The sequence below is a fragment of the Plantibacter sp. ME-Dv--P-122b genome, from assembly GCF_030209375.1.
Taxonomy (GTDB): Bacteria; Actinomycetota; Actinomycetes; order Actinomycetales; family Microbacteriaceae; genus Plantibacter.
Window position 1 is genome coordinate 852,721 of record NZ_JARVSC010000003.1, and the last position, 25,127, is coordinate 877,847.

Sequence of the window (25,127 nt, forward strand, 5' to 3'; positions counted from 1 at the left end):
CGCGACGAGGACCATGGAGGAGGCCGGGAAACCCGGGCCGAGTCGTCTGCTGCGAGGAGCACACATGTCCACTGTCGCTGAAACCGTCGTCGCAACCCTCCAGGCCAGCGGGGTGCAGCGCGTCTACGGGCTGCCGGGCGACTCCCTGAACGGCTTCACCGACGCCCTCCGCTCGTCCGGCGGCATCGACTGGGTGCACGTGCGCCACGAGGAGGCGGCCGCCTTCGCCGCAGCCGCGGAAGCGGAGCTGACGGGCGAGCTGGCGGTCGTCGCGGCGAGCTGCGGCCCCGGCAACCTCCACCTCATCAACGGCCTGTTCGACGCGAACCGATCGCGGGTACCGGTGCTCGCGATCGCCGCCCACATCCCGAGCTCGGAGATCGGCAGCACCTACTTCCAGGAGACCCACCCCCAGGAACTGTTCCGTGAGTGCAGCGTCTACGTCGAACTCGTGTCCGTCCCGGAGCAGCTCCCGCGGGTGCTCGAGATCGCGATGCGCACCGCCGTCGAGCGCCGCGGCGTAGCCGTCGTCGTCGTGCCGGGCGACGTCATGCTCCAGCGCGCCGTGAGCGAGCACGTCTCCGCCATCCGTGCCACGCAGCCTCGCATCCTGCCGTCGGAGCACGAGCTCGACGAGGCCGCACGCCTCCTCAACGCCGGCAAGCGCGTCACGATCCTGGCCGGTGCGGGCGTCGCGGGCGCCCACGCGCAGCTCATCGAGACGGCCGACGCGCTCGCCGCGCCGATCGTGCACGCCCTCCGGGGCAAGGAGCACGTCGAATACGACAACCCCTTCGACGTCGGCATGACCGGTCTGCTCGGATTCGCGAGCGGCTACCACGCGATGCTGTCGTGCGACGTCCTCCTCATGCTCGGCACCGACTTCCCCTACCCGCAGTTCTTCCCCGAGGATGCGACCGTCATCCAGGTCGACATCCGCGGTGAGCAGATCGGCCGCCGACACCCGGTGGACCTCCCGCTCGTAGGCACCGTCCGCGACACCCTCGACGCGCTGCTGCCGAAGCTCGAGCGCAAGACCCATCGCAAACACCTCGAGGAGTCGCTCAAGCACTACCGAAGCTCGCGGAAGGGCCTCGACGATCTGGCCACGGCCGATCACGACGGCCAGGCGATCCACCCGCAGTACCTCGCGAAGGTCGTCGACGAGTTGGCGACGGACGACGCCGTGTTCATCCCCGACGTCGGCTCCCCCGTCGTCTGGGCCTCGCGCTACCTCACCATGAACGGCCGACGTCGACTCATCGGTTCGTTCAGTCACGGCAGCATGGCGAACGCCGTCTCGCACGGGCTCGGTGCGCAGGCCTCGCACCCGGGTCGTCAGGTCGTCGCGCTCGCGGGCGACGGTGGACTCACCATGCTGCTCGGCGAGCTCATCTCCCTCACGCAGAACAAGCTGCCCGTGAAGATCATCGTGATCAACAACTCCTCACTCAACTTCGTCGAGCTGGAGATGAAGGCGGCCGGCTTCGTCAACTATGGGACCGACCTCGAGAACCCCGATTTCGCCCGCGTGGCCGAGGGGATGGGCATCCACGGCGAACGGGTCGAGCGGGCGAGCGAGTTGGAGGGCGCGATCCGCCGGGCCTTCGATCACGACGGTCCGGCACTCGTCGACGTCGTGACCGCCAGGCAGGAACTGTCGATCCCCCCGACGATCACCGCCGAGCAGATGAAGGGCTTCACCTTGTACGCGCTCCGGACGGTCATGTCGGGCCGCGGCGACGAACTGCTCGACCTCGCGAACACGAACCTGCTGCGCCGCATCCTGCCCGGCCACTGAGCGACGGCCGGATTCTCCCGCAGCATCCAGACGTCGCCGGGTAGACTCGGCTACCGTGTCCAGACTTCTCGTTACCGGCGGCGCCGGATTCATCGGCTCGAACTTCGTCCACTACGTCCTGAACAACACCGATCACTCGGTGACCGTCCTCGACAAGATGACCTACGCGGGCAACCGCGCCTCACTCGACGGCCTCCCGGCCGATCGTTTCGAGCTCGTCGTCGGCGACATCCAGGACGCGACGCTCGTCGACGAGCTCTTCGCGCGTCACGACGCCGTCGTGCACTACGCGGCGGAGTCGCACAACGACAACTCCCTGCACGACCCGCGCCCGTTCCTCGACACGAACATCATCGGCACGTACACGCTGCTCGAGGCGGCCCGCAAGCACGGCACGCGGTTCCACCACATCTCGACCGACGAGGTCTACGGCGACCTCGAACTCGACGACCCGGAGCGCTTCACCGAGCAGACGCCGTACAACCCGTCGAGCCCGTACTCCTCGACGAAGGCCGGCAGCGACCTCCTCGTCCGCGCGTGGGTGCGTTCCTTCGGCGTCAAGGCGACGATCTCGAACTGCTCGAACAACTACGGTCCGTACCAGCACGTGGAGAAGTTCATCCCACGTCAGATCACGAACGTGCTCGGCGGTGAGCGCCCGAAGCTGTACGGCACGGGCGAGAACGTCCGCGACTGGATCCACGCGAACGACCACTCCTCCGCCGTCCTCACGATCCTCGACAAGGGGGTCATCGGTGAGACGTACCTCATCGGTGCCGACGGCGAGAAGAACAACAAGGACGTCGTCGAGCTCATCCTCACGCAGCTCGGTCAGCCGGCGGACGCCTACGACCACGTGAACGACCGCCCGGGCCACGACCTCCGCTACGCGATCGACTCGTCGAAGCTGCGCACGGAGCTCGGCTGGACCCCGGCGTTCAGCGACTTCGAGGCCGGCCTCGCCGACACGATCGCTTGGTACCGCGACAACGAGTCGTGGTGGAAGCCGCAGAAGGCCGCCACCGAGGCGAAGTACCAGGAGCAGGGTCAGTAGCCCTCCGACATCGACACCAAGGCCCGTCCGGCATCAGCCGGGCGGGCCTTCGTCGTTCCGTGCCCACGCTTCCGGTCCCTGGGCGCCCACCACCGGTCCCTGAGCCTGTCAAAGGGCGACTCACCTCGTGGGCACTTCGACAAGCTCAGTGACCGAAGGAGGTACCCCGCGCCACGAGGGCTTCATCCACGCCCGAGAACCCCTCCCCGTCCCTGAGCTGCAACCTCCGGGTGAAACACGACTGCCCCGCCCGGAGTCGGGCGAGGCAGTCGAGACATCGGGTTCCGCGGTGTCAGTCGACGTTCGCGTAGAGCCACTCGAGCGGGTCGACCCAGGTGACGCCGTCGAGTCGGATCTCGAAGTGGAGGTGCGGGCCCGTGGACATGCCCGTGCTGCCGGTGAGGCCGAGGATCGTGCCGACCTTGATCGCCTGGCCCTCGGTCACGCGGACCGAGCCGTGCTGCATGTGCGCGTAGACACTCGAGACGAGGCGGCCGTTGATGGTGTGGTCGACGATGACGTTGACGCCGAGCGAGCCTTCGCCGTCTTCGACGTGGCGGACGACGCCGTCGGCGATGACCTGGATGGGCGCGCCGTTGCCGGGGTTGAAGTCCTGGCCGTGGTGGTCGCTGGAGCAACCGGCGCAGTCGCGGGCACCGAAGCGGTCGCCGATGGTGACACCGACCGCGAACGGCCACTGGATGGTCCCGTTCGGGTTGTTCGTGAAGGTGTTCGCCGGGCGGATACCCATGGCGGCGGCGGCTTCCTCGACGGTGCTCGTCGTGTAATCGTCGCGGGTGAAGGTCAGCTCAGCCGAACCCTCGCTGTCGAGGGACTGCGACGCCTGGTTGCTCAGCCCGTTGCCGTCGCCGAGCTCTGCCTGCGAGGCTTCGGCGACCGAGGTCGCGACGTCCTCAGCGGTGAGCAGCGCGTTGGCGGGCACCGAGGTGGCCACGGCCATGAGCGCGACGAAACCCATCGCGGCACCCGCGAAGATCTTGGTGGTGATGCGACGCTTACGCGCGATGGTCGTCGGGCGGGGCGACGCCGGTGCGGCAGCCGGACGGGACGATGCGCGGGGCTTCGAGGCCGGCTTCTGGGCAGCGGACCGGCGCGCACGGGGGGCGTCGACCGTGGACGCGTCGACCGTCACGGTGATGGACTCGGTGGCCGGAGTGGCGTCGGAAGCCACGGCCGGTTCGGTGATGAGCGGCTCCGCCTCGACCGGCGCGATGTCGGCGACGTCGGTGGTGTGCACGGCGTCGATCGCCTCGGCGATCATCTGGTCGACCGGATCGACGACCGCGGCCGTCTCCTCCTGGTCGGCGCTGGCCTCGTGCGTCGGCTCCTGCAGGACGGACTCCTGGTGCTCCAGGGCAGCCGCCGCTTGACGCTCACGCTCACGGAGTTCACGGCGGCTGAGCGGTGGCGTCTGCAGGGGTGCAGCGTCGTGCTCGACAGACGTGTTCTGCGGGTCCTGAGGGTCGGGAAGCACAGGGGTGTCCTCAGGGCTGGCATGGCGTGACAAGGGGGCGGGGGCCTTTCAATGGGGCTGGCAAGAAGATCTCGACGTCCGTTCGCGCGGGGGAACGCGAAGGTAACGAATGCATAAATGCTAGCAACGGGAGACTGAAAAAGCCATGGCAGTGCTCGGTTTTATCCCATAAACCCCTGGTCAGGTGCCATATGAGAGTTCTCTTATGAACGAGTCGCCACCGGAGCGTTACCGAGAGCAGCGGCAGCGCTCGTAGAGCGTCACCCGATCGGTGTCGCGAAGCCCTGCTCGACGAGGAGCCGTTCGAGGACCGCGAGCAGCGGCGCATCGGCGGCCATGATGAGCTGCGTGGTGGCCGGGGCGCCGTCGAAGCCGGCGACCGTCGCGCCCGCCTCGGCCGCGATGAGTGCGCCCGCGACCTGGTCCCACGGTTTCAGGCCGCTCTCGTAGTAGGCGTCCAGGCGACCGGACGCGACGCTGCAGAGGTCGAGTGCGGCGGATCCGATCCGACGGACGTCGCGGAAGGTCCCGAGGAGGGCACCGAGCACGGCCGCCTGTTCCATGCGCCGGGAGGCTGTGTACGAGAAGCCGGTGCCGAGGAGCGCCACGTTCGGGGCCACGCCACGGTTGACCTCCAGGGTGCGGCCGTTCAGTCGCGCACCCCCGCCGCGGGAGGCGGTGTAGCGCTCACCCAGGACCGGGTTGACCACGGCTCCGGCGAGCGCGGTCCAGGTGGCCGGGTCCGGTTCGCCTTCGACGACCCCGATGCTGACGGCGTACGCGGGGATGTCGTAGAGGTAGTTGACGGTGCCGTCGATGGGGTCGACGACCCAGGTCAGGCCGGAGGTCCCCGTCGCTCCGCCCTCCGTGCCGGTCTCCTCGCCGAGGAATCCGTCGTCCGGTCGTGCTGCGAGGAGGCGCTCGCGGATGAACTGCTCGGACTCGCGGTCGGCTCGGGTCACGACGTCCTCGACCGACGACTTGCTCGCGGCGATCTCGACACCCTCGCGGCGTCGGCGCAGGATCAGCTCGCCGGCCTCCGTGGCGATATCGGTGGCGATCTGGAGGAGTTCTTCGTGTCCGGTCACCCCACCACCCTAAGGCGGCCCCTGGCGCCCTTCGACATGTCGACAGCCTCAGCGCGGCGCAGCTCAGGGACCGGAACGCACCCGGGACACGTCCGCCGCAGACCGAGGCGCCACGACCCGAGTGCCCTTCGACAGGCTCAGGGACCGGAACGGTTCGGGCACACCACTCCCGGTCACTGAGCTTGTCGAAGTGCCCACGAGGAACCCTTCGATCCGAGCACGCCGGGCAGGTCAGAACGGTGCGGGGTCCGGTTCAGTCCGGTGGTGTTTGCCGTCGGGTGTCGTCCAGTCGAGGACGCCGCCGGGTCCGTGGTCGAGGTTCCACCCTGGGAGATGCTTCATCCGGTGGTGATGTCGGCACAGGCAGGCGAGATTCCCTTCATCCGTCGTCCCGCCGTCTTCCCAGGCGACGGAATGGTCGAGGTCGCAGGCTCTGGCTCGTCTGCCACAGCCCGGTGCGCGACAGGTGCCGTCCCGGAGACGGACCGCGCGCTGCAGGTCGGCCGGAACGCGGTACTGGTTCCGCCCGACCGACAAGACCGCGCCCGTTTCCGGCTGGACCAGGATCCGGGTGAAGCTGGGCGCGTTCACCGCAATACGGGCTGCAGTCTCCGGATCGATGGGGCCGTAGCCGTCCAGGGTTGCCGGTGCGTCGCTGACACCGGCCATGCTGAGCGCCGGGACGGTGATCTGCACGGTCGGCGTGATGTGCTCCTGCACCTCGATCGGGTGCGGCAGCACCGGGCTGGACATCACGTCCTCGGGCGTCACACCGGTCAGGGTGAGGGCTGCCAGGGCGTCGGCTTGGAGTTGTGCGCAGGTGCGGGTGTCACCAGCTGAGCGCGACTCGGCCGCGGCTGCTTCGACGCGCTCGATGATGCCCTGCGCGATGGGCGCCGTCGTGAACAGGTGCACCCAGGCCATGCCGTCCGCTGCGGGCTCGAACTCCACCCGGCGGTCCGCTTCTGAACGGACCGCGCGAGCCGTGATCGACTCCGGGTGGAGGCGCTCGCGGAGGACGCGGGCGCGTCTGCGGAGGTTCGCGTTGGTGGACTCTTCTGCGACCGGCAGGACTTCGGCGAGGAACGCCGCCCGCCCTGCGGTCGGCACGTCACTGAGTTGGTCGATGATCGTCTGTGCGTGCCGCGCTGAGATGCGGCCGGCCTCGAGGGACGCCAGGACCGTCGGTGCTTCGTTGACGAGGCGTTCGGCGTCGTTCGTCGCTCGCTGAACGGTCCGCTCGGGCGTGCGGGTCGCCATCGCGAGGGCTGCACAGGTCGACCGGCGGGAGAGTGCCTGCCGCTCCGCGGGCGGGAAGACGGCCGGAACCGTGACGTCTGCGAAGGCGTCCGCGTAGGCGGCAGAACGGGCGAGGAGGCGGGCTTTGCGTGCGTCGAGGACGGCCTGTTGCCGGTGGATCTCGACCCACTCGTCCGAGAACTCCGCGAGCTGCGCGGCGTAGTCATCGCCTGCGCGGATCGCGGTGAGGGTGGTCTCGGTCATGGGACAAGTCCACCACGGACCACTGACATTCCAGATGCTGAGTCGGGCCGGTTGTGAAAGTCGCTCGTGTGCCCTTCGACAAGCTCAGGGACCGGAGGGGGTTGCTCCGGGACCGGCGGCGGCGCCCGCCCGGCCCACCGTCACAACGAAAAATCGCCCCATCCGGAGGATGAGACGATTTGTCCGTGGCGAGTGAGGGATTCGAACCCCCGAAGGCTGAGCCGTCTGATTTACAGTCAGATCCCTTTGGCCGCTAGGGTAACTCGCCAAGCGCGCCCGACCGACTTTCGAACAGCCAACCGAAAGCGCTTGACCAATATAGCCGTCAGACCGCCGGACGCGAAATCAGCATCGGCATCCGTCACCGGGCCGCTCAGCGCTCATCGGACGGCACGGCCTCCGCGTACTCGTTCGCCGCGGCGGCGACCCGCCGAAGGTACTCGGGTGACGAGTTGTACGCCCGGATCCCGCTCAGCCAGCCGTCCTCCGTGCGCATGTCGTAGTCGCTCGCCCGGCAGAGGTAGTTCGCGGCCGCCATCGCCGCATCGTCGAGGTTCTGCGGGTCGAGCACGCCGTCACCACTCGCGTCAGTCCCCCAGTTCTCCCACGACTGTGGGATGAACTGGAACGGCCCGACGGCACGGTCGTGGACCGGGTCCCCGTCGATGACCCCCTGGTCGGTGTCGGTGATCTCCTCGGTCTCGCCGCCCTTGAGTGGCACACCGAAGATCGGCGGCGTCACGACGCCGTCCTCGCCGAGCTTCGAGCCGTCGTGGCGACCGTGGTCACTCTCGGCGAACCCGACGGCCGCGATCGTCGTCCAGCCGATACCGCACTCCGGCGTCAGCTCGGCCTTGCGGGTGGCGGCACCGGCATAGGACCGCAGGGCGCGCTCCGGGATGCCACTCGCCTCGGCGACGTCGGTGATCCATGCGGGGTCGGCGAGGTCGACGTTCGCGACACCACCGTCGGGGGCGTCGCTCGTCGGCGGGAGCTCGACGGGAAGTGCATACGGGACGGGGTCCTGCTCGGGAGCGCAACCGCTCAACCCGAGGACGCCGATCACCAGAGTCGCTCCGATGAGCGCCCCTCGTCGTCCGACGATGGTCCGCTGGTCCTGCTTCACCGGGCTGCGCATCGCATCCACCCAACCACACCTGCCTGAGCGGCACCGGCGCTACCATGGTCCACATGGCAGATTCATCGTTTGACGTCGTGAGCAAGGTCGACAAGATGGAGGCGGACAACGCCCTCAACCAGGCACACAAGGAGGTCGAGCAGCGGTACGACTTCAAGAACGTCGGTGCCTCGATCGCCTGGAGCGGCGAGAAGATCCTCATGAAGGCCAACACCGAGGAGCGCGTGAAGGCGATCCTCGACGTCTTCGAGTCCAAGCTCATCAAGCGCGGCATCTCGCTCAAGAGCCTCGAGGTCGGCGACCCGTTCGCGAGCGGCAAGGAGTACCGGATCGAGGCGACCCTCAAGGAAGGCATCAGCCAGGAGATCGCGAAGAAGGCCAACAAGCTCATCCGGGACGAGGGCCCCAAGTCGGTCAAGTCGCAGATCCAGGGCGACGAGCTCCGCGTCTCGTCGAAGAGCCGTGACGATCTCCAGGCCACCATGGCACTCCTCAAGGGTGCCGACCTCGACATCGACCTCCAGTTCGTCAACTACCGCTAGCGGGTCGGACGCGGTCGATCACCTCGATCGCGTCATGATCGACCCCCGCACCACTCTCTTCACCGGAGCACCCGATCCAGTGGGCTCCCGTTCGGCACCGTGCCGGACGAGCCGTACCCCGCATGAGCGGGCTCGATGGTTGGAGTGGAGCAGTGGATCACCAGAGACCCGCCGACGTGTCGCATCTCGAACTCTTCCGGACCTCCCGCGCCGATCAGGAGGTCGGGGTCCCGTGCTGGTGCGCGATCGGCGCGAACCACAGCTACGCCGACTGGCTCGCCGCCGGACGACCGGATCCGCGGCGTCCGCGCCGAGGACTCCCGCCTGCTGAGCGCTAGCGGTCGACCTTCGGCGGCGCCGCGAGATAGCCGCGTGCCCAGGTGACGATCTGCTCGAAAGCGCGGCGCCTGACGGCCTCCTCCGACAGGAAGACGTCGTGCAGCGCGCCGTCGAGCCGGACGATCGTGACGGTCTCGCCGAGGTCGAGCGCGCGTTCCGCGACCGCGTCGACGTCAAGCGCCGTGTCGCTCCGCATCATCGCGTCGTTCCAGCGTGGGAGCAGCACACTCCGTGCGGACAGCAGCGTGAGTGCCGGTACACGCAACTGCAGGCCCGCGTCGACGAGGCGATGCCCTCGGAGGATGGCGTTCAGCCAGCCGGGATGCAGTGGGAAGCCGTGCAGCGGCCGCCAGGCGAAGTCGTAGTCCCAGGCGCCGTCCATCGTGCTCGACACGGAGCGCGTGTAGAACCCGAGGTCGACGACGGGGAGCTGCGCACGCGGGTCGATCCGCGATCCGGCTTGGACGAGCGGGGCGATCGCGAGCCGCCCGAGCTGCCTCGCCTGGAATTCGAGCCACGGACTGTTCAGGACGAGACCGGCGACGCGGTCCTGGTTCCTGGCCGTCCAGAGACTCAGGGTGAGCCCGCCGGTCGAGTGGCCGAGGAGGACGAGGCGGCGGCGGGTCCGGCGCCCGGCGGCGTGGTCCGTTGAGCCGTGCCCCATCACCGCGAGCGCGGCCTCGATGTCCTCGTCGTAGGTGCGGAGGTCGTCGACGTATCCCGGCGTCTGGTGTGGGCGGAGGCTCCGACCGTACTTGCGCAGGTCGAGGGCGTAGAACCGCGCGCCGAGCCTGGCCCAGAATCGCGCGAGGTGGCGCTGGAAGAAGTAGTCGGACCAGCCGTGCACGTAGAGGACGTCGATGCCGTCCGCGACGTCGGGCAGCAGGAATTCACCGAGCTGCTCGAGGGGCGGCATCCGATAGCGGACGAGGGTCGCGACGACGTCGCCCTCGTCATCCGGTTCGAGGGTCAGCGTGCGCTGCTGGAATCCCTCGCCGAGGATGTCGGCGGTCCACCCGCGAGGTCCGGCCATACGGCCACGTTACCGTGACGGGTGATCGAGGGCCGGATGGTCGGGCTCACGCGCCGACCATCCGACCGTCGACTACTGCTGGTAGGGGTTGTGCTGCTGCGGAGCCTGCGGCTGCTGCCCGTACTGCTGGGGCGCCTGGCCGTGCTGCTGCGATCCCTGGTCGTGCTGGCCCGTCTGGTGCTGGCCGCCCTGCTGCTCGTGCTGACCCTGCAGGAACTGCTGACCGTGCTGCTGACCACGGTGCTGCTCGTGCGGAGCGTCGGCGAGTCCTTCAGGTGCGACGAAGCGCGTCACGAGGACGGTGCCGATGGTGAGGAAGCCGGCGAGGGTGACCCCGTAGAGGATCGGCGAGAGGAAGCCCTGGTTGACGAAGAACGCCGGCGTGCCGTACTGGTCGACGATGCCGCGCACGATGGTGACGATGAGCACGATGAGCAGCATGACGCCGGTGCCGACGGCCGCGGCGATGCCCACCGACTGGATCAGGTCGCGGGCGGTGCGGACCCGCGTGAGGGGACGGACCATGATGAGGATGAGCGCCGCTCCAGCGCCCCAGAGGGCGATGTTCACGAGGTTCGCGCCGAAGCCCAACAGGACGTCGCCGATGGGGTAGTACTCCGAGATGCTGAAGAAGGACCCGATGAGGCTCACCAGTGCGACGGCCGCGGCGATACCCGCTGCGATCCCGACCGCCACGAGCGCGAGACGCGTCTCGCGGGCACGGGGGTTCGGTGCCTTCTGCGGAGCCTGCGCGTACTGCTGCGGCTGACTGTACTGGCCCTGCTGCGGCTGACCGTACTGGCCCTGGGGCGCTCCGTACTGGCCCGTGTGCTGAGGCTGCTGGCCGTACTGACCGGTGTCCTGCCCGTACTGGCCGGTGTGCTGCGGCTGCCCGTACTGGCCCTGCTGCGGCTGACCCCACTGGCCCGCCTGCTCACCGGTCTGCGGCTGCCCCCACTGGCCACCCTGCTGCGGAGCCGGGGTCTGCTGGCCCGTCTGGTCCCACTGCTGCTGCACGGGATCCGGGTGCATCTCGCCGTAGCGCGGCTGCTGCTGTTGCTGCTGCTGGCCGTCTGCGACGAATGCCGGCGGCTCGGACGGCGGTACGGACGTCGGCTGCTCCGACGGGACGTTCTGGGGCGCGTTGGGGTCGGTCATCCGTCCAGCATAGTGACCGACGCCCGTCGGAACCGGGTTCCGTCGAGCGGCTTGACGCGGGTCGATCGGCCGGGTCGAGACCGTCGCGGGCGCGGCTCAGGCGGACGGCATCCCGGTGCCTGACGGCTGCGCCCGCGAGATCGCCACCATCTCCTCACGCGGTACCACCTTGATGCGGGCGCGACCCTGTGGTTCGCCGAGCGCGATCTCATGCTGGTCGAGGAGGTGCCAGCCTTCGAGGTCCGTGTAGGCCACGCCGCGCGACTCGAGCAGCGCGACGATGGCCTTCTCCTCGGGTTCGGCCGGTGCCCACCAGTCCGCCTGGTCGTTGATGACGTGGCTGATGGTCTCCATCGCGTCCGACTTCGTGTGGCCGATGAGGCCGACCGGACCACGCTTGATCCACCCGGTCGCGTAGACGCCCGGGACGCGCTCGTTGCTCTCGGGGTGGAGGACCTTGCCCTCGTGGTTGGGGATGACGCCGTGCCTCGAGTCGAAGGGCACGCCGGGCAGCGGGCTTCCGAAGTACCCCACCGCGCGGTAGAGCGCCTGGATCGGGACCTCGCGGATCTCACCCGTGCCTTCGACCCCGCCCTGACCGTCGGGCCTCGTCCGCTCGTACCGGAAGGCGGCGACCTTCCCGGAGCCGTCGTCGACGATCTCGAGCGGCTTCGCGTAGAAGTGCAGGTGCAGTCGGCGGGAGGCCTGACCGGTCTCGCGCTTGCGCCACTGCTGCAGGACGCGGTCGATCACCATGACCTGCTTGTTGCTCGCCACCGCCGCCTTCGACGCCTCGTCGTAGTCGAAGTCCTCGTCGGCGAGGATCATGTCGACGTCGTTGAGTTCCCCGAGTTCGCGGAGCTCCAGCGGCGTGAACTTCACCTGTGCGGGCCCGCGACGCCCGAAGACGTGCACGTCGGTCACGGGTGACTGCTGCAGCCCCTCGTGGACGTTGGCAGGGATCTCGGTCGGGAGCAGGTCCTCCGGGTGCTTCGCGAGCATGCGTGCGACGTCGAGCGCGACGTTGCCGTTGCCGATGACGGCGATCGACTCCGCTTCGAGCGGCCAGGTGCGGGGGACGTCGGGGTGTCCGTCGAACCAGCTCACGAACTCGGCGGCGCCGTACGACCCGTCGAGGTCGATCCCCGGGATGTCCAGCGGGGCGTCCTCGACGGCACCGGTGGAGAAGATCACGGCGTTGTAGTGGTGCTTGAGGTCGTCGAGCGTGATGTCGACGCCGAAGCGGACATTGCCGAAGATCCGGATGTCGCCGCGGTCGAGGACGTCGCGGAGCGCGTTGATGATCCCCTTGATGCGCGGGTGGTCGGGGGCGACGCCGTAGCGGACCAGGCCGTAGGGGGCCGGAAGCTGCTCGAAGAGGTCGATGGAGACGTCGAACTTCCGTTCCGCCTTCAGAAGGATGTCCGCCGCGTAGATGCCTGCGGGTCCTGCGCCGACGATGGCCAGCCTGAGCTTGGTCACGGTGGTTCCTTTCGTGTCCCCGTGCGGGGTTCCGGGTGCGGCCGGTTGAGCGCTCCGGCCGTCATGCATGCGCGTCTGGGATGCCGTGCCGCTCCGGTGGAGCGGCGCCGCCATCAACTCCTTCGGTCGACGATCGCCTTCGCGAAGTGCACGAGCGCCTTCTTGACGGAGCCGTCGGGCAGCGGTGCGAGTGCCGCGATCGCCTCGTTGGCCCACTGCCGGGCCTCGGCGAAGGTTCTGGCGGTCACGGCGTGGTCGCGCAGGGTGGCGACGAGCGCGGCGAAGCGGGCCGGGTCGTGGTCCGTCTCCGTGACCTCGGCGTCGAGACGGGCGACGAGGGCGGCGGCTTCGGGGTCGGCGACCGCCTCGCGGCGCAGGTAGAGCATGGGGAGGGTGACGACGCCGGCCCGCAGGTCGGTGCCGGGGACCTTGCCGGTCTCCTCGGGTTGCGGCGACAGGTCGATGACGTCGTCGATGAGCTGGAAGGCGATGCCGACCTTCTCGCCGAACTCGACGACCGCGCTCTCGTACACCTCGGGGGCGTTGGAGAAGATGACGCCGCTCCGGGCGGCGGCGGCGATGAGTGAACCGGTCTTGTCGGCGAGGACCTGGATGTAGTGCTCGACCTCGTCCTGACCCTCACGAGGGCCGGTGGTCTCGTGCAGCTGCCCGAGCACGAGGCGCTCGAACGTGGCGGCCTGAATCCGGATCGCCCGCTCACCGAGGTCGGCCATGATCTGGCTGGCACGGGCGAACAGCAGGTCGCCGGTGAGGATGGCGGTGTTGTTGCCGAACACCTGGTGGGCACTGGGGACGCCGCGGCGCTTGTCGGCGTCGTCCATGACGTCGTCGTGGTACAGCGAGCCGAGATGGGTGATCTCGATCGCCTCGGCCGCCCGCAGGACGTTGTCGGTGATGCCGTCGCCGAGCTGGGCGATGAGCATCGTGAGCAGCGGGCGGACCCGCTTGCCACCGGCCTCGAGCAGGTACCGTGCGGTGACGTCGACGAGGTCGTCGGTGAACCCGAGCTGCTCCTCCAGACCGATCTCGAGGCGGGCTACGCCGTCGTCGATGGTCTTGGCGAGCTTGCGGTCTGCACCGGTCGCGAACATGCGTTCGGCAAGCCCGGCCTGGCTGGCCAGGTTGCTGACACGGCGGGTCGCGCTGGGATTCACAGCTCTAGCCTAGCCGGGGCAGCCCGTCACCTGTGCCGGAGGACCGGAATCCACGGGCGCGATCAGGCGATTGGCAGCTGTGGTCGGACCACATGACTCGAATCAGCGGAGTCGCACGCCCTCGGCGTCGTAGAACGCCAGATGCGGGAACTCGTGCGCGAGGTCGAGCAGCATCGTGTATCCATCGGTGTTGAGCGGCGGCCACGTCCAGGCGTCGACGCCCTGGGCGGCCGGCAGCGCGGCGCGGAAGAGGCCGGCTTCGACGCCGGTCCCGAGGTGTTTCGGTGGCACGACGACGAGGGCGATCCTGGCCGACGGCCCGGACGCCACGAACTGGAGCCGCGCACCGGTCGCGTCGTCTCGCACGATGAACTCGCGGGTGCCAGGGGTGTCCGGCGGGATCTCGGTGGTGTCGTACCGTTCGTACGGCTTCGCGAACGCGGACTTCGCCCGCCTGGCGTTCAGGAGGATGACGACGAGCACGAGACCGACGATCGCGATGCCCCAGATCCACGGGCCGCCTGGCAGGGTGTCCAACATCCAACCAGTATGCCCGGCCCGCCTGGACGACCCCGGGAGATGCGCCCTTCGACAAGCTCAGGGACCGGAGTGAGGCTCAGGGACCGGCGTGAGGGTCAGGGACCGGAGTGAGGCTCAGGGACCCGAGGTCAGGCGAGACCGCCGTCGACGGAGCGGCCGTACTCGATCGGCTCGTCGGGCACGAGGACCTCGGTGTCGCGGTTGAGGCTTTCCCCACGGAAGAAGGGCCGCGAGGACTTCCGGCCGTACCAGAGCAGCATGAGCACGAAACCGAAGGCCAGCGAACCGACGCCGATGACGAACGTGCCGCCGACGCCGAACAGGACGGTGTAGCCGTAGTCGACGTCGAACATGTCGATGCAGCTCTGCACGAAGGCGAAGGTGAGCATGAGCGCCCCGAGGAGCGGGAAGAGGCCCTTGAAGAAGAAGTCCTGCGCGGAGCGGAAGAGCACCTTCCGGAAGTACCAGACGCACGCGTACCCGGTGATGCCGTAGTAGAAGGCGATCGCCAGTCCGAGGGAGAGGATCGAGTCCGCCAGGATGTTCTCACTGACGAGCGTCATGCCGACGTAGTAGACGATGGCGACGATGCCCATGACGAGCGTCGAGAAGGACGGCGTCTTGAACGTCGGGTGGACGGTCGCGAACCGTTTCGGCAGGGCCTTGTAGGCCGCCATCGCGAGCGTGCCGCGCGCCGTCGGGAGGATCGTCGTCTGCGTCGACGACACCGCCGAGATGAGTACGGCGACGACGAGGATCCACGCCCACGGACCGAGCACGAGGTCCTTCAGCGCCAGGAAGATGTCGTTCGCATTGTCCTCGTTGGCGAGGCCGGTCCCCGTGGTCCCGAGGCCGGCGTAGACCATCGCGGCGACCGTGACGGTGACGTAGGTGACCAGCAGGATGACCGTGGAGATGACCGCGGCGCGGCCCGGGATCTTCTGGGGGTCCTTCGTCTCCTCGTTCAGGGCGAGACACGTGTCCCAACCCCAGTAGATGAAGAGTGCGAGCAGCACAGCCTCGATGAAGCCGTGGTAGTCGGTGAACGCGAACGGGTTGAACCAGTCGAGGGAGATCGGCGTCGCGTCGGGCGCGGTGCCGTTCGACGCTCCGATGAAGGCGAACACGGCGAACAGCACGAGTGCGAGGTACTGGACCGCGAGGAGGATGTTCTGGATCCGCTCGCCCAGCTCGATGCCGCGGTACGACACCCACGTCATGAGGGCGATGAACACGACACCGGTGGCGGTGACGAGCGGGACGTTCGAGGCGAGCGAACCGTCGCCGATGAGCAGCCACAGGTACTGCCCCGCGATCTGCGCGAGGTTCGCGAGCACCACGATGCCGGCGAGCGCGACGCCCCATCCACCGATCCAGCCGGTGACCGGGCCGAAGGCCTTCGTCGCCCAGGTGAAGGTGGTGCCGCAGTCGGGCACGTCCCGGTTCAACTCGCGGTAGGCGAACGCGATGAACAGCATCGGGATGAAGGCGACGATGAAGGCGATCGGCGCCTGGGCACCGACGGCGAGCACGACGAACCCGAGGGTCGCGACGAGCGAGTACACCGGCGCGGTCGAGGCCAAGCCGATGATCACGGAGCCGAAGAGGCCGAGGGTGCCGGTGGCGAGACCCTTGCCGCCGGTGGGCGATGCCGGCTGCGACCCGTGGGCCGTGTCCTGTGCTGTCATGACGGAACGGTAGGGCCGGGCGCACCCGTGTGTCAATGCTCCCGTTCGGGACCGGGCTACGGAATCAGTCGCTACGACTCGCGGGAAGTGACGGGATCAACCGGTTCCACCCCTCGGGAATGCCGAGACGAACCCCGGCGGTGACGATACTCAGGCCGGCTTGATGCCCCGGTGCAGGGCGACGATCCCGCCGGTGAGGTTGCGGTACGCGACGTGCTCGTAGCCCGCTTCGCGCAACCAGGCGGCCAACTCCGGCTGGCTCGGCCACGCGCGGATCGAGTCGTTCAGGTAGGTGTACGCCTCGGCGTTCGACGATGCGACGCCGGCGACGAGCGGCATGACCCGCTCGAGGTAGAGGTTGTAGGCGGCGCGCATGGGGGCGAGCGTCGGTGTGGAGAACTCGCAGATGACGATCCGGCCGCCGGGCTTGGTGACCCGGAGCATCTCGGCGAGGGCGTCCTTCGGGCGGACGACGTTGCGGAGGCCGAAGGAGATCGTGGTGGCGTCGAACTCCTCGTCGGCGAACGGCAGCGCGGTCGCGTCGGCCTCGACGAACTGGATGTCGGAGCGGTCGGCGTACTTGTCGCGACCCACGGCGATCATGCCGGGTGAGAAGTCGGCGGCCACGACCTGCGCACCGTTGCGGGCCAACGCCGCGGAGGACGTTCCCGTGCCGGCCGCGAGGTCGAGGATGCGCTCACCGACTGCCGGACCGACTGCACGAGTGGTCGCGATGCGCCACAGGGCGTCGTTCCCGACGGAGAGGACCGCGTTCATGCGGTCGTACTTCGTCGAGACGTCGTCGAACATGGCCGAGACCTGCTCGGGCTGCTTGGAGAGGTCGGCGCGGTTCACCCGTCCATCCTACGTCCGCGCCGCTGGGAGCCGGCCGTCCGAGCACGCCGGCGTCGCAACCGCTACGTGCCCTCGCCATCGCACTGCGACTGGTGAACGCCCCGCCGACGAGGCGGTGAACGACCCTCCATCAGTCGGGCTGCGGCGGGGAGGGACCCCTCCTGCTCGGGCGTAGGGTTGAACGGTGACCATTCCCCTGACCTCGTCACTGGTCGCCCAGACCGTCGCCATCGACGACCCGCGCCAGCTCCTCCCGTTCGCCGACCAGACCTCGCCGCTCCTCTGGGTGCGGAAGGGACACGGCCTGGTCGGACTGGGCGAGGCGCTCCGCCTGGAGTTCTCGGGCCCCGACCGGTTCACGCGTGCCGCGGCGGCCTGGCGGGACGTCTGCGCCGCAGCAGTGGTGACGGACGAGGTACGACGGCCCGGGACCGGCCTGGTCGCGTTCGGCACGTTCGCCTTCGACGACGAGTCCTCCGCGACGAGCGTCCTCATCGTGCCGCGCACGATCATCGGGCGGTACCCCGACGCGAGCTTCATCACGCGGGTCTCCCTCGGCGACGGCTCCGAGGACGTCGATCCCGTGACCACGGCGTACGGGCCGGAGTACCGCATCCAGCTGACCCCCGGCGTGCAGAGCCGCGAGGGCTACCTCGACTCGGCCGAGCGCGCCATCGCCCGCATCCAGGCCGGCGGCCTGAGCAAGGTCGTGCTCGCACGCGACCTGGCCGGGCACCTCCCCGCGGAAGCGGACCGCCGCCGGGTGCTCCACGACCTCGCCCTCGGCTACCCCGACTGCTGGACCTACGCGGTCGACGGCTTCATCGGCTCGAGTCCGGAGACGCTCGTCCGCGTGGATCGGGGTGCCGTGTCGGCCCGCGTCCTCGCCGGCACGATCTCGCGTGGTCCCGACGCCGAGAGCGACCACGATCAGGCCGTCGCCCTCACGACGAGCGCGAAGGACCAGGGCGAGCACGAATTCGCCGTGCAGTCGGTGCTGACCGCCCTGCACGCCCACAGCCCGCAGTTGCGCCGCAGCGAGGTCCCGTTCACCCTCAAGCTGCCGAACCTCTGGCACCTCGCGACCGACATCGACGGACGACTCTCGGACGGCTCGTCCTCGCTCGACCTCATGGACGGCCTGCACCCGACGGCCGCCGTCGCCGGAACCCCGACCCGCGACGCCGTCGCCCTCATCCGCGAGCTGGAACCGTTCGACCGCGGTCGCTACGCCGGTCCGGTCGGCTGGGTGGACGCCTCGGGTGACGGCGAGTGGGCGGTGGCCCTCCGGTGTGCGCAGATCGCGCCGGGCGGTGACATCACGGCCTACGCCGGCTGCGGGATCGTCGCCGACTCGGACGCCGCGACGGAGCTCGTCGAAACGAAGATGAAGTTCCGTCCGATCGTGGATGCCTTCGGCTGAGCCGACGCCCTCGGCTTCAGCTCGCCGCGAGTCGCGCCTGCTCGACGGCGATGTCGTAGTCGGCCGCCGGCCACTGCGGATCGATGTCCTCGAGGGCGTCGAGCAGCAGACGTTGGACCGCGATACGCGCGTACCACTTGCGGTCCGCCGGCACGACGAACCACGGGGCGGCCTCGGTGCTCGTGCGCTCGAACGCCACCTGGTAGGCGTCCTGATAGGCCGGCCAGAGCTCTCGTTCGTCCACATCGCCGGGGTTGTACTTCCAGTACTTGTCCGGACGCGCGAGGCGGTCGGCCAGCCGCTCCTTCTGCTCGTCGGCGCTGATCTGCAGCATCACCTTGACGATGCGGGTCCCGCTCGCGACGATGCCCGCCTCGAAGTCGTTGATCGCCCCGTACCGACGCTCGATCTCGTCCGGGTCGGCGAGCTGACGCACCCGACCGATGAGGACGTCCTCGTAGTGCGAACGGTCGAAGACGCCGATCTGACCGGGCTTCGGCAGGTGCGGCTCCACCCGCCAGAGGAAGTCGTGGGAGCGCTCCTCCTCCGTTGGCTTCTTGAAGGCGTAGTGGTGCACGCCCTGCGGGTCGACGGAGCCGACGACGTGCTTGACGATGCCGCCCTTGCCCGCCGTGTCCATCGCCTGCAGGACGAGGAGTACCGCTTCCGGGGCCCCCTGCGTGCTCGCCGCGAAGAGTCGCTCCTGCAGTTCGGAGAGTGCGGGCACCCCCGCGTCCAGCTCCTGCCTGCCCTGCTGCTTGTCACCGTCGAAGCCCGGCGTCGACGAGGGGTCGACGTCGGCGAGGCGGAACCCCTCCCCCACGCGCAGCGTGTCTCGGGGTGGTGCCGTCCAGGTCGATGCGTGCTTCGATGCCGTCATCCGCCCATTCTGGCCGCAGGTCGCGCCGGAAGTCGACCCTTGCGACGGCCGCCCTTCGACAAGCTCAGGGACCGGAAGGGGTGCTCAGGGACCGGAAAGGGTGCTCAGGGACCGGCGCCGGTCAGGGACGCGGCGGCTCGACGACAGGTCCGTCAGGCTCGCGGCAGCGGGACCTCGATGAGGACGGGACCGGTCACGGGCGCGGTGAAGGCCTGGTCCAGCTCCGCGCGGGTGCGGGCCGAGCGGTACTCCCACCCGTAGGCGGTCGCGAGCGCCTCGAGCCGGACGTGCTGCGGCGTGTACTGGACACGGTCGAACAGCGCTCCGGGTGCGCTGCGGGCGACCTCGAGCCCGTCGAAGATGGTGCCGCCGCCGTCGTTGCCGACGATCACCTGCAGGCGTGGTGCGACCCCGTCGTCGAGGAGCAACGCGCCGACGTCGTGGAGGAACGCGAGGTCGCCGAGGAGCACCCGCGTGACACCGGGTCCGCCGTCGGCCTGGCTCGCCAGCGCGATCCCCGTGGCGGTGGCGATGGTGCCGTCGATGCCGGCGAGTCCGCGGTTGGCGTGGACGCTGATCTTGCGGCCGGGGACGAGACCGTCCGCCACGCGGATGAGCCTCGACGCGCCGACGACGAGCCGGTCGTGCGGCCAGGTGGCACGCCAGACCGCGTCGACAAGGACCTCGCGGGTGACCGGGAGGCGCACGGCCTCGAGCTCGGCGCGGACGGAGGCGAGTCGCTCAGCGGGGGTCGTCGAATGCAGCCCGTCGAGATCGGGGGCTGCGGGCGACGGGTCGACCACGCGTTCGCGGGATCCGACGACCCAGGCACCGAGCCAGGCGCGATCCGCGGGCCCAGCCTCGACGGCGACGGAGGACACGATCCGGTCGGCCCGTCGCCCGGGGTTGTAGACCTCGGCTCCGGCCGGGGCGACGACGATCGTCTCGACCTGGGGCTGCTGCAGCAGGAGCGGGACCTCACGGCTGAGGGTCGGGTGACCGAAGACGACGACCCGCTCGACGGCCTCGCGGTAGTCCTCCTCGCGCAGCAGCTCCCGGTAGGCGGCGATGACGTTCCGCCCGAACCGGGATCCGCTCGACACCTCCGCGATGAGCGGCCACCCGCCGTCGGCTGCGAGCTGCTCGGCGGCCGGGCCGGCGTGGTGCCCGGCGACGACGAGGGTCCTCGGTCCGCGCTCCAGGACGAGATGCGGTCGCCCCGGGTAGAGCGGTGCCTCCTCGTCGGCGTCCGTCTCGACCGGGAGATCGGGGCCCGCCTCGGAGACGACCGGGTCGAAGCTGCCCGAGAGCGGCTCCCGGAAGGCGAGGTTCAGGTGCACCGGGCCCGGGTCGAGGACGTCCGTCGCGGCGCGGTAGGCCCGCTGGGCGAGATCGCGGGCGGCGTCCTGCTCACCGGCGTCGCCGGTCGGGGCCTCGACGACCACGGCGAGGCGCGCTGCGGACCCGTAGAGGTCGTCCTGCCTCGTCGTCTGGTTCGCCCGGATGCCGTGCGCCTCGGCCGGCCGGTCGGCGGTGAGGACGATGAGTGGGACGCGCGAGTGATGCGCCTCGAGGACCGCCGGATGCAGGTTCGCGGTCGCCGTGCCCGAGGTGGTGATCACGACGGCCGGGCGGGCGGTCTCGACGCCGAGGCCCACGGCGAGGAAGCCGGCGACCCGCTCGTCGATGCGCACGTGCAGGGTGATCCGTCCGGAGGCCGCCAGCTCGGCAGCGGCGAGCGCGAGCGCCTGCGACCGGGAACCGGGACAGACGACGACGTCGGAGACACCCGCGGCGACGAGCGCGGCGAGGAGCGCCCAGGCGGACGCGCTCGCCGGGCTCGACGAGGGAGCCGAGCCGACGGGCTCGGGAGCGGCGGGCGGGTTCACGAGGCGCTCGGGGCGCCAGGCGGTCTGCGGCCGGAGCCGTCGTCGGGCGTGTCTGATCCTGGAGCGGGGTCGTCGTGCGTCGTCGCATCCGGGCCGTCGCCCGACCCGTCGTCGAAGCGCTTGAGCTCGTCCTCGAGGTCGCGGATGCGCTTCGTCTGTGCACGGTCGGCGTCGAGCTTCTTGAGGAAGTCGGGGTCGTCGTCCGGGGCGGAGCCACGGGGCACGGCCTTGGGAGCACGGACCCGGCCGATGATCCACCAGAGGACTCCGCCGATGACCGGCAGGAGGAGGATGGCGATGATCCACGAGGTCTTGCTGATCCCTCGGACGCGGTCGCGCGGCATCGTGGCGCAGTCGACCACCGAATACACGATGAAGACGACTGCCGCGACGGCGAGGCCGATCCAGAGACGAACCATGTCTCCATCGTAAACGCCAGGTGACGTGATTACCTGGGGTTGCCTTCAGGCGGGACGCCTAGACTTGACTGGTGAAACGCGTTCCCGCCGCCGTCCGGTACACCATCCTCCGCCTGCTGGCGTTCGTGGTGCCGCTCCTGCTCCTCGTCTTCCTCACGGGCTTGCAGCCCTGGGTCGCCGCGATCATCGCCGCGATCATCGGACTCTGCGTGTCCTACATCTTCCTGCGCACCCCACGCGAGACCGTCGCGCAGGAGCTCTACGCCCGTCGGCACGGCGACAAGCCGACGCCGCACGACGACGAGGACTCCGAGGACGCGGCGCTCGATGCGAGCGCGGCGACACCGGAAGCGCCCTCAGTCGGCGACGTCCAACCCTCAGCTGGCGATGCCCGGCGTGTAGAAGAACGCCAGACCGAGGATCACCCCTAACGCTAGCTGCACGAGTCCCGTCAGCTTGAGCACCAGGATCTGCTCCCTGGCCGTCGTGGAGAACAGCGCGATCACGCACGCCGGGATGGCGGCGAGCAGCGCGAACATGGTGAACCACGCGATCGGGTAGAAGAGCGCGAGGAACGCGGCGATGCCGAACGGCACGAGCAGCAGGACGCAGTAGAGCACCTTCGACGCGATCCGGCCGATGAACGTCGACAGGGTGCGCTTCCCGACCGCCTTGTCCTGCTCGAGGTCGCGGAGGTTGTTGACGACGAGCGCCGCGCAGGCGATGAGGCCGGCACCGATCGCGCCGAACCACGCCTCCTGGTTCACGGTCCCGACCTGGACGAAGGTCGTGCCGAGCGTGGCGACGAGGCCGAAGAACACGAAGACGAACACCTCGCCGAGCGCGAAGTACCCGTAGGGCCGTTTCCCGCCCGTGTAGAACCAGGCGGCGACGATCGCGACCGCCCCGACGAGGAGCAGCCACCAGAACTGGGTGAGGATCGTGAGGACGACGCCGGCCACCGCCGCGATACCGAAGAACACCAGCGCGACGGTCAGGACGGTCTTGGGCTTCGCCGCGCCGGAACCGGTCAGTCGGCTCGGGCCGACCCGCAGGTCGTCCGTTCCTCGGATGCCGTCGGAGTAGTCGTTGGCGTAGTTGACACCGATCTGCAGCGCGAGCGCGACGACGAGACAGAGCAGCGCACGCACGGGGTGGTAGACCCCGGGGCCCGCGATGATCGTCGCGGCGCCGGTGCCGATGAGCACCGGGGCGACCGCCATCGGCAGGGTGCGGATGCGAGCCGCGCCGACCCAGTCGCCGAAGGTCGCCGGCTTCGCGAGGGGGACCTTGCGACCGCCACCGCGTGCGGGGTTGCCCGATCGTCCACCGTTCGCGCCACGACCCGCCGTGGGGCGCTGTGCGGACGTCTTCTGCTGTTTCGGCGCTGCCGGCCGTGCTCCATGTGCCACGACGGCGAGTCTACCCGCGGAGCCTCGGGGCGGACCGCGTCACAGTGCCCCGGCGGCCTGCAGCGTCTGGAGGACCGCCGGAGCGATGTGCTCGGCGAACGCCGGGGTGAGGTGCACACTGTCGTACTTCGTCGGCGTCGTCCCGGCGAACGGCGGGCAGACGCCCTCCGAACAGCTGAACGGGAGCGATGAGACGAAGCGCTCTCCGGCCGCAGTCGCCGCGGACTCGGTCGCCGCGGCGAAGTCGTTCCAGGCCGCGTCGACACCGACGGCGCAGTCCTGCGGACTGGACACCCGCGAGTAGCAGGAACCGAGATCCGCGCCGAGCGGCGGCGGCGCCAGGAAGACGACGCGGCCCGGGACCTGATACCCCGCCGTCTCTGCGAGCGCCGACGCGACCATCGACGTCGTGTCGAGCGACCGGCCGTCGGTGGTGCGGCCCGCGGCGAACGCGTTCGAGACGATCACGAGGTCGGGCTGGTCCGCGGCGATGCGTTCGGCGATGTCGTGCTTGCGCGTCGGGCAGTCGTCCATGACCCCGGCGCCGCTGTTCTGGATGAGGTCCTGCGTGAAGCGGCACCCGTAGAGGCCGATCGTGGTGATCCGCACCGCACCACCGCTCTGATCCGCGATCGCGCGGAACGCCGGCGCGTAGGCGAGCGCGGTCGAGTCGCCGACGAGGTAGACGTGCTTCGGCGCGGACGCATCGCCCCAGGTGCACGAACCGTCGTCGGGCGTCGAACCCAGGTCGAAACAGGCCCGGGCGGGGTTGGTGCTCGAGGTCGCGCGGATCGCGTCGTCGAGGCTCGGCGAGAGGTTGTCGGGCCACGCGGAGGCCTGGCTCGCGAGTTGCAGCTCAGCCGCGATGCCCTGGAGCGGGTCTCCGGCCGGAGCCGCGACGGCCGCCGGTCCCCCGGTGGTCACCGGCATGCGGAGCGCGGGGCCGATGGCGATCACCGCGAGCCCGGCGACGATCACGAGTCCGACCGCCGAGTAGAGGAACTGGGAGGCGAACCGCTCGCGCCAGGCGGTCCAGGCCGCGTCCCTGGCGTCGCGGTCACCGTGGAAGGAACCCACGAGTGGGGTGCGGTGCAACGGCTGCTCGATGAGCAGGAAGGACAGCACCGATACCCCGAGGATGAGCCCGAGCATCCCCGGGACCGTGCTGAGGGCGGTGTCGGGGACGAGCATCGGCACGAACACGAGGATCGGGAGGTGCCAGAGGTAGAGCGAGTAGGAGATCGCTCCGACACCCCTGCTCAGTGGGTTGGCGAGCGGGAACATCCAGCGCGGGTAGGCCGGGCCGGCGCCGGTCCCGGCGGCGATGAGCAGCATCGCGGCGGCGACAGGGGCGATCGCCCAGGGGCCGGGGAACCCGATCGACCCGGTGATGAGCAGCGCGGACGCGACGACGCCGCCGAGCCCCACCCACCCGGCGACCACCCGGAGCGCCAGCGGCAGCCGGGCGAGGAGCGGTGCGCACACCGCGAGGAGCGCGCCGGCCCCCAGCTCCCAAACCCGTGCACCGGTCGCGAAGTAGGCGGCCTGCGGAGCCGCCCCGGACTGCCACACGGCGACGGCGAACGAGGCCGCGATGAGGACGACGAGGACGCCACCGACGACGATGCGCGAACGCAGGACGGGTCTGGCTCCGCGGGCCGCGACGGCGAGCAGGACGACGAGCAGCACCGGCCAGGCGAGGTAGAACTGCTCCTCGATCGAAAGGGACCAGAAGTGCTGCAGCGGTGACGCGGCGTCCGTCGCGTGGAAGTAGTCGGTCCCCGAGGCCTCGAAACGCCAGTTCGAGACGAGCAGTGCGGCCGACACGGCGTCCCACCAGGTCTCGAGCGCCCGCGGGGCGTTGAAGAGCCACGACCCCAGCGCGACGGTTGTTGCCAGGACGACGAGCGACGCGGGCAGGATCCGCTTGATCCGCCGACCGAAGAAGGCAGGCAGGGAGATGCGCCCGGAGCGCTCGTGTTCGCGCAGGAGCAACCCGGTGATGAGGAAGCCGGAGATCACGAAGAACACGTCCACGCCCACGAAGCCGCCGGCCGGCCAGCCGGTCGCGTGGGCGAGGATCACGGCGGTCACGGCGAGCGCCCGCATCCCCTGGATGTCGGCGCGGAACGCCGTCGTCGGCCTCGTGGGCGCAGCGCCCGTGTCGGTCCCCGTTGTCACCTGTCGTCGTCCCCCGGCTGCGGTCGCTCGTC

At 69.7% G+C, this 25,127-nt stretch carries 21 protein-coding genes and 1 tRNA gene; 5 read left to right on the forward strand and 17 right to left on the reverse strand.

What is annotated here, in order from left to right; translation table 11 throughout:
• Positions 1-64: 64 nt before the first annotated feature.
• Both poxB and rfbB read left to right on the forward strand, forming a co-directional pair.
• Positions 65-1,801, forward strand: a complete 1,737-nt coding sequence (poxB, locus tag QRN19_RS08630; protein ID WP_285026356.1) for a ubiquinone-dependent pyruvate dehydrogenase — start codon at positions 65-67, stop codon at positions 1,799-1,801.
• 55 nt (positions 1,802-1,856) lie between these two features.
• Complete coding sequence (rfbB, locus tag QRN19_RS08635) at positions 1,857-2,855, forward strand: dTDP-glucose 4,6-dehydratase (RefSeq protein ID WP_071258697.1); 999 nt, start codon at positions 1,857-1,859, stop codon at positions 2,853-2,855.
• A 292-nt stretch (positions 2,856-3,147) separates the two neighbouring features.
• Here rfbB and QRN19_RS08640 read toward each other — a convergent pair whose 3' ends face one another.
• The 5 genes from QRN19_RS08640 to QRN19_RS08660 all read right to left on the reverse strand — a co-directional run bounded on the left by QRN19_RS08640 (position 3,148) and on the right by QRN19_RS08660 (position 8,079).
• A complete protein-coding gene (locus QRN19_RS08640; protein ID WP_285026357.1) occupies positions 3,148-4,350 on the reverse strand; it encodes a M23 family metallopeptidase in 1,203 nt (400 codons plus the stop codon).
• A gap of 260 nt (positions 4,351-4,610) precedes the next feature.
• Positions 4,611-5,438, reverse strand: coding sequence for an inositol monophosphatase family protein (locus tag QRN19_RS08645; protein WP_285026358.1), 828 nt, complete (start codon positions 5,436-5,438; stop codon positions 4,611-4,613).
• 231 nt (positions 5,439-5,669) lie between these two features.
• On the reverse strand, positions 5,670-6,941 hold the full coding sequence (locus tag QRN19_RS08650) for an HNH endonuclease signature motif containing protein (RefSeq protein ID WP_285026359.1): 1,272 nt from the start codon (positions 6,939-6,941) through the stop codon (positions 5,670-5,672).
• Between the two features lie 186 nt (positions 6,942-7,127).
• Positions 7,128-7,209: transfer RNA gene (locus QRN19_RS08655), tRNA-Tyr, on the reverse strand.
• A 105-nt stretch (positions 7,210-7,314) separates the two neighbouring features.
• Positions 7,315-8,079 carry a lytic transglycosylase domain-containing protein gene (locus QRN19_RS08660; protein WP_285026360.1) on the reverse strand — a complete coding sequence of 255 codons (765 nt, stop codon included), beginning with the start codon at positions 8,077-8,079 and terminating at the stop codon, positions 7,315-7,317.
• Between the two features lie 53 nt (positions 8,080-8,132).
• On the opposite strand from QRN19_RS08660, the gene QRN19_RS08665 reads away from it, so the two are divergent.
• Positions 8,133-8,621, forward strand: coding sequence for a YajQ family cyclic di-GMP-binding protein (locus QRN19_RS08665; RefSeq protein ID WP_056014685.1), 489 nt, complete (start codon positions 8,133-8,135; stop codon positions 8,619-8,621).
• A gap of 334 nt (positions 8,622-8,955) precedes the next feature.
• Here QRN19_RS08665 and QRN19_RS08670 read toward each other — a convergent pair whose 3' ends face one another.
• From QRN19_RS08670 to QRN19_RS08700, 7 genes are all read right to left on the reverse strand, one after another.
• Positions 8,956-9,993, reverse strand: coding sequence for an alpha/beta hydrolase (locus QRN19_RS08670; protein ID WP_285026361.1), 1,038 nt, complete (start codon positions 9,991-9,993; stop codon positions 8,956-8,958).
• A gap of 72 nt (positions 9,994-10,065) precedes the next feature.
• Positions 10,066-11,151, reverse strand: coding sequence for a hypothetical protein (locus tag QRN19_RS08675; RefSeq protein ID WP_285026362.1), 1,086 nt, complete (start codon positions 11,149-11,151; stop codon positions 10,066-10,068).
• Between the two features lie 96 nt (positions 11,152-11,247).
• Entirely contained in the window at positions 11,248-12,633 is a 1,386-nt protein-coding gene (locus tag QRN19_RS08680; protein WP_285026364.1) for an FAD-dependent oxidoreductase, read from the reverse strand.
• 113 nt (positions 12,634-12,746) lie between these two features.
• Positions 12,747-13,808 (reverse strand): polyprenyl synthetase family protein, encoded by a 1,062-nt coding sequence (locus QRN19_RS08685; RefSeq protein ID WP_285026365.1) that lies wholly within the window; start codon positions 13,806-13,808, stop codon positions 12,747-12,749.
• Positions 13,809-13,910: 102 nt separating this feature from the next.
• Complete coding sequence (locus tag QRN19_RS08690) at positions 13,911-14,348, reverse strand: hypothetical protein (RefSeq protein ID WP_285026366.1); 438 nt, start codon at positions 14,346-14,348, stop codon at positions 13,911-13,913.
• Positions 14,349-14,476: 128 nt separating this feature from the next.
• Complete coding sequence (locus QRN19_RS08695) at positions 14,477-16,036, reverse strand: APC family permease (RefSeq protein ID WP_285026367.1); 1,560 nt, start codon at positions 16,034-16,036, stop codon at positions 14,477-14,479.
• A 150-nt stretch (positions 16,037-16,186) separates the two neighbouring features.
• Complete coding sequence (locus QRN19_RS08700; RefSeq protein ID WP_285026368.1) at positions 16,187-16,891, reverse strand: demethylmenaquinone methyltransferase; 705 nt, start codon at positions 16,889-16,891, stop codon at positions 16,187-16,189.
• 184 nt (positions 16,892-17,075) lie between these two features.
• On the opposite strand from QRN19_RS08700, the gene QRN19_RS08705 reads away from it, so the two are divergent.
• Positions 17,076-18,314, forward strand: coding sequence for an isochorismate synthase (locus tag QRN19_RS08705; protein ID WP_285026369.1), 1,239 nt, complete (start codon positions 17,076-17,078; stop codon positions 18,312-18,314).
• Between the two features lie 16 nt (positions 18,315-18,330).
• Here QRN19_RS08705 and QRN19_RS08710 read toward each other — a convergent pair whose 3' ends face one another.
• The 3 genes from QRN19_RS08710 to QRN19_RS08720 form a co-directional block, all read right to left on the reverse strand.
• Complete coding sequence (locus tag QRN19_RS08710; RefSeq protein WP_285026371.1) at positions 18,331-19,194, reverse strand: polyphosphate kinase 2 family protein; 864 nt, start codon at positions 19,192-19,194, stop codon at positions 18,331-18,333.
• Between the two features lie 152 nt (positions 19,195-19,346).
• A complete protein-coding gene (gene menD, locus QRN19_RS08715; protein ID WP_285026372.1) occupies positions 19,347-21,083 on the reverse strand; it encodes a 2-succinyl-5-enolpyruvyl-6-hydroxy-3-cyclohexene-1-carboxylic-acid synthase in 1,737 nt (578 codons plus the stop codon).
• Positions 21,080-21,502 (reverse strand): PLD nuclease N-terminal domain-containing protein, encoded by a 423-nt coding sequence (locus QRN19_RS08720; RefSeq protein WP_285026374.1) that lies wholly within the window; start codon positions 21,500-21,502, stop codon positions 21,080-21,082. The genes menD and QRN19_RS08720 overlap by 4 nt, the downstream gene beginning before the upstream one ends.
• Positions 21,503-21,573: 71 nt before the next feature.
• Here QRN19_RS08720 and QRN19_RS08725 point away from each other — a divergent pair, with 71 nt between their 5' ends.
• Positions 21,574-21,933 (forward strand): DUF4229 domain-containing protein, encoded by a 360-nt coding sequence (locus tag QRN19_RS08725; RefSeq protein WP_285026375.1) that lies wholly within the window; start codon positions 21,574-21,576, stop codon positions 21,931-21,933.
• On the opposite strand, the gene QRN19_RS08730 is transcribed toward QRN19_RS08725, so the two are convergent.
• Positions 21,880-22,914, reverse strand: coding sequence for a 1,4-dihydroxy-2-naphthoate polyprenyltransferase (locus QRN19_RS08730; protein WP_502928088.1), 1,035 nt, complete (start codon positions 22,912-22,914; stop codon positions 21,880-21,882). The genes QRN19_RS08725 and QRN19_RS08730 overlap by 54 nt on opposite strands.
• 39 nt (positions 22,915-22,953) lie before the next feature.
• Positions 22,954-25,095 (reverse strand): acyltransferase family protein, encoded by a 2,142-nt coding sequence (locus QRN19_RS08735; protein WP_285026376.1) that lies wholly within the window; start codon positions 25,093-25,095, stop codon positions 22,954-22,956.
• Positions 25,096-25,127 lie beyond the last annotated feature (32 nt).

What these genes read in the sequence shown, in the direction of transcription:
- QRN19_RS08720 (WP_285026374.1), bottom strand. Translation starts at nt 21,502, where the DNA reads ATGGTTCGTCTCTGGATCGGCCTCGCCGTCGCGGCAGTCGTCTTCATC.
- QRN19_RS08710 (WP_285026371.1), bottom strand. Translation starts at nt 19,194, where the DNA reads ATGACGGCATCGAAGCACGCATCGACCTGGACGGCACCACCCCGAGAC.
- QRN19_RS08665 (WP_056014685.1), top strand. Translation starts at nt 8,133, where the DNA reads ATGGCAGATTCATCGTTTGACGTCGTGAGCAAGGTCGACAAGATGGAG.
- QRN19_RS08660 (WP_285026360.1), bottom strand. Translation starts at nt 8,079, where the DNA reads ATGCGCAGCCCGGTGAAGCAGGACCAGCGGACCATCGTCGGACGACGA.
- QRN19_RS08650 (WP_285026359.1), bottom strand. Translation starts at nt 6,941, where the DNA reads ATGACCGAGACCACCCTCACCGCGATCCGCGCAGGCGATGACTACGCC.
- QRN19_RS08670 (WP_285026361.1), bottom strand. Translation starts at nt 9,993, where the DNA reads ATGGCCGGACCTCGCGGGTGGACCGCCGACATCCTCGGCGAGGGATTC.
- QRN19_RS08695 (WP_285026367.1), bottom strand. Translation starts at nt 16,036, where the DNA reads ATGACAGCACAGGACACGGCCCACGGGTCGCAGCCGGCATCGCCCACC.
- QRN19_RS08675 (WP_285026362.1), bottom strand. Translation starts at nt 11,151, where the DNA reads ATGACCGACCCCAACGCGCCCCAGAACGTCCCGTCGGAGCAGCCGACG.
- QRN19_RS08690 (WP_285026366.1), bottom strand. Translation starts at nt 14,348, where the DNA reads ATGTTGGACACCCTGCCAGGCGGCCCGTGGATCTGGGGCATCGCGATC.
- poxB (WP_285026356.1), top strand. Translation starts at nt 65, where the DNA reads ATGTCCACTGTCGCTGAAACCGTCGTCGCAACCCTCCAGGCCAGCGGG.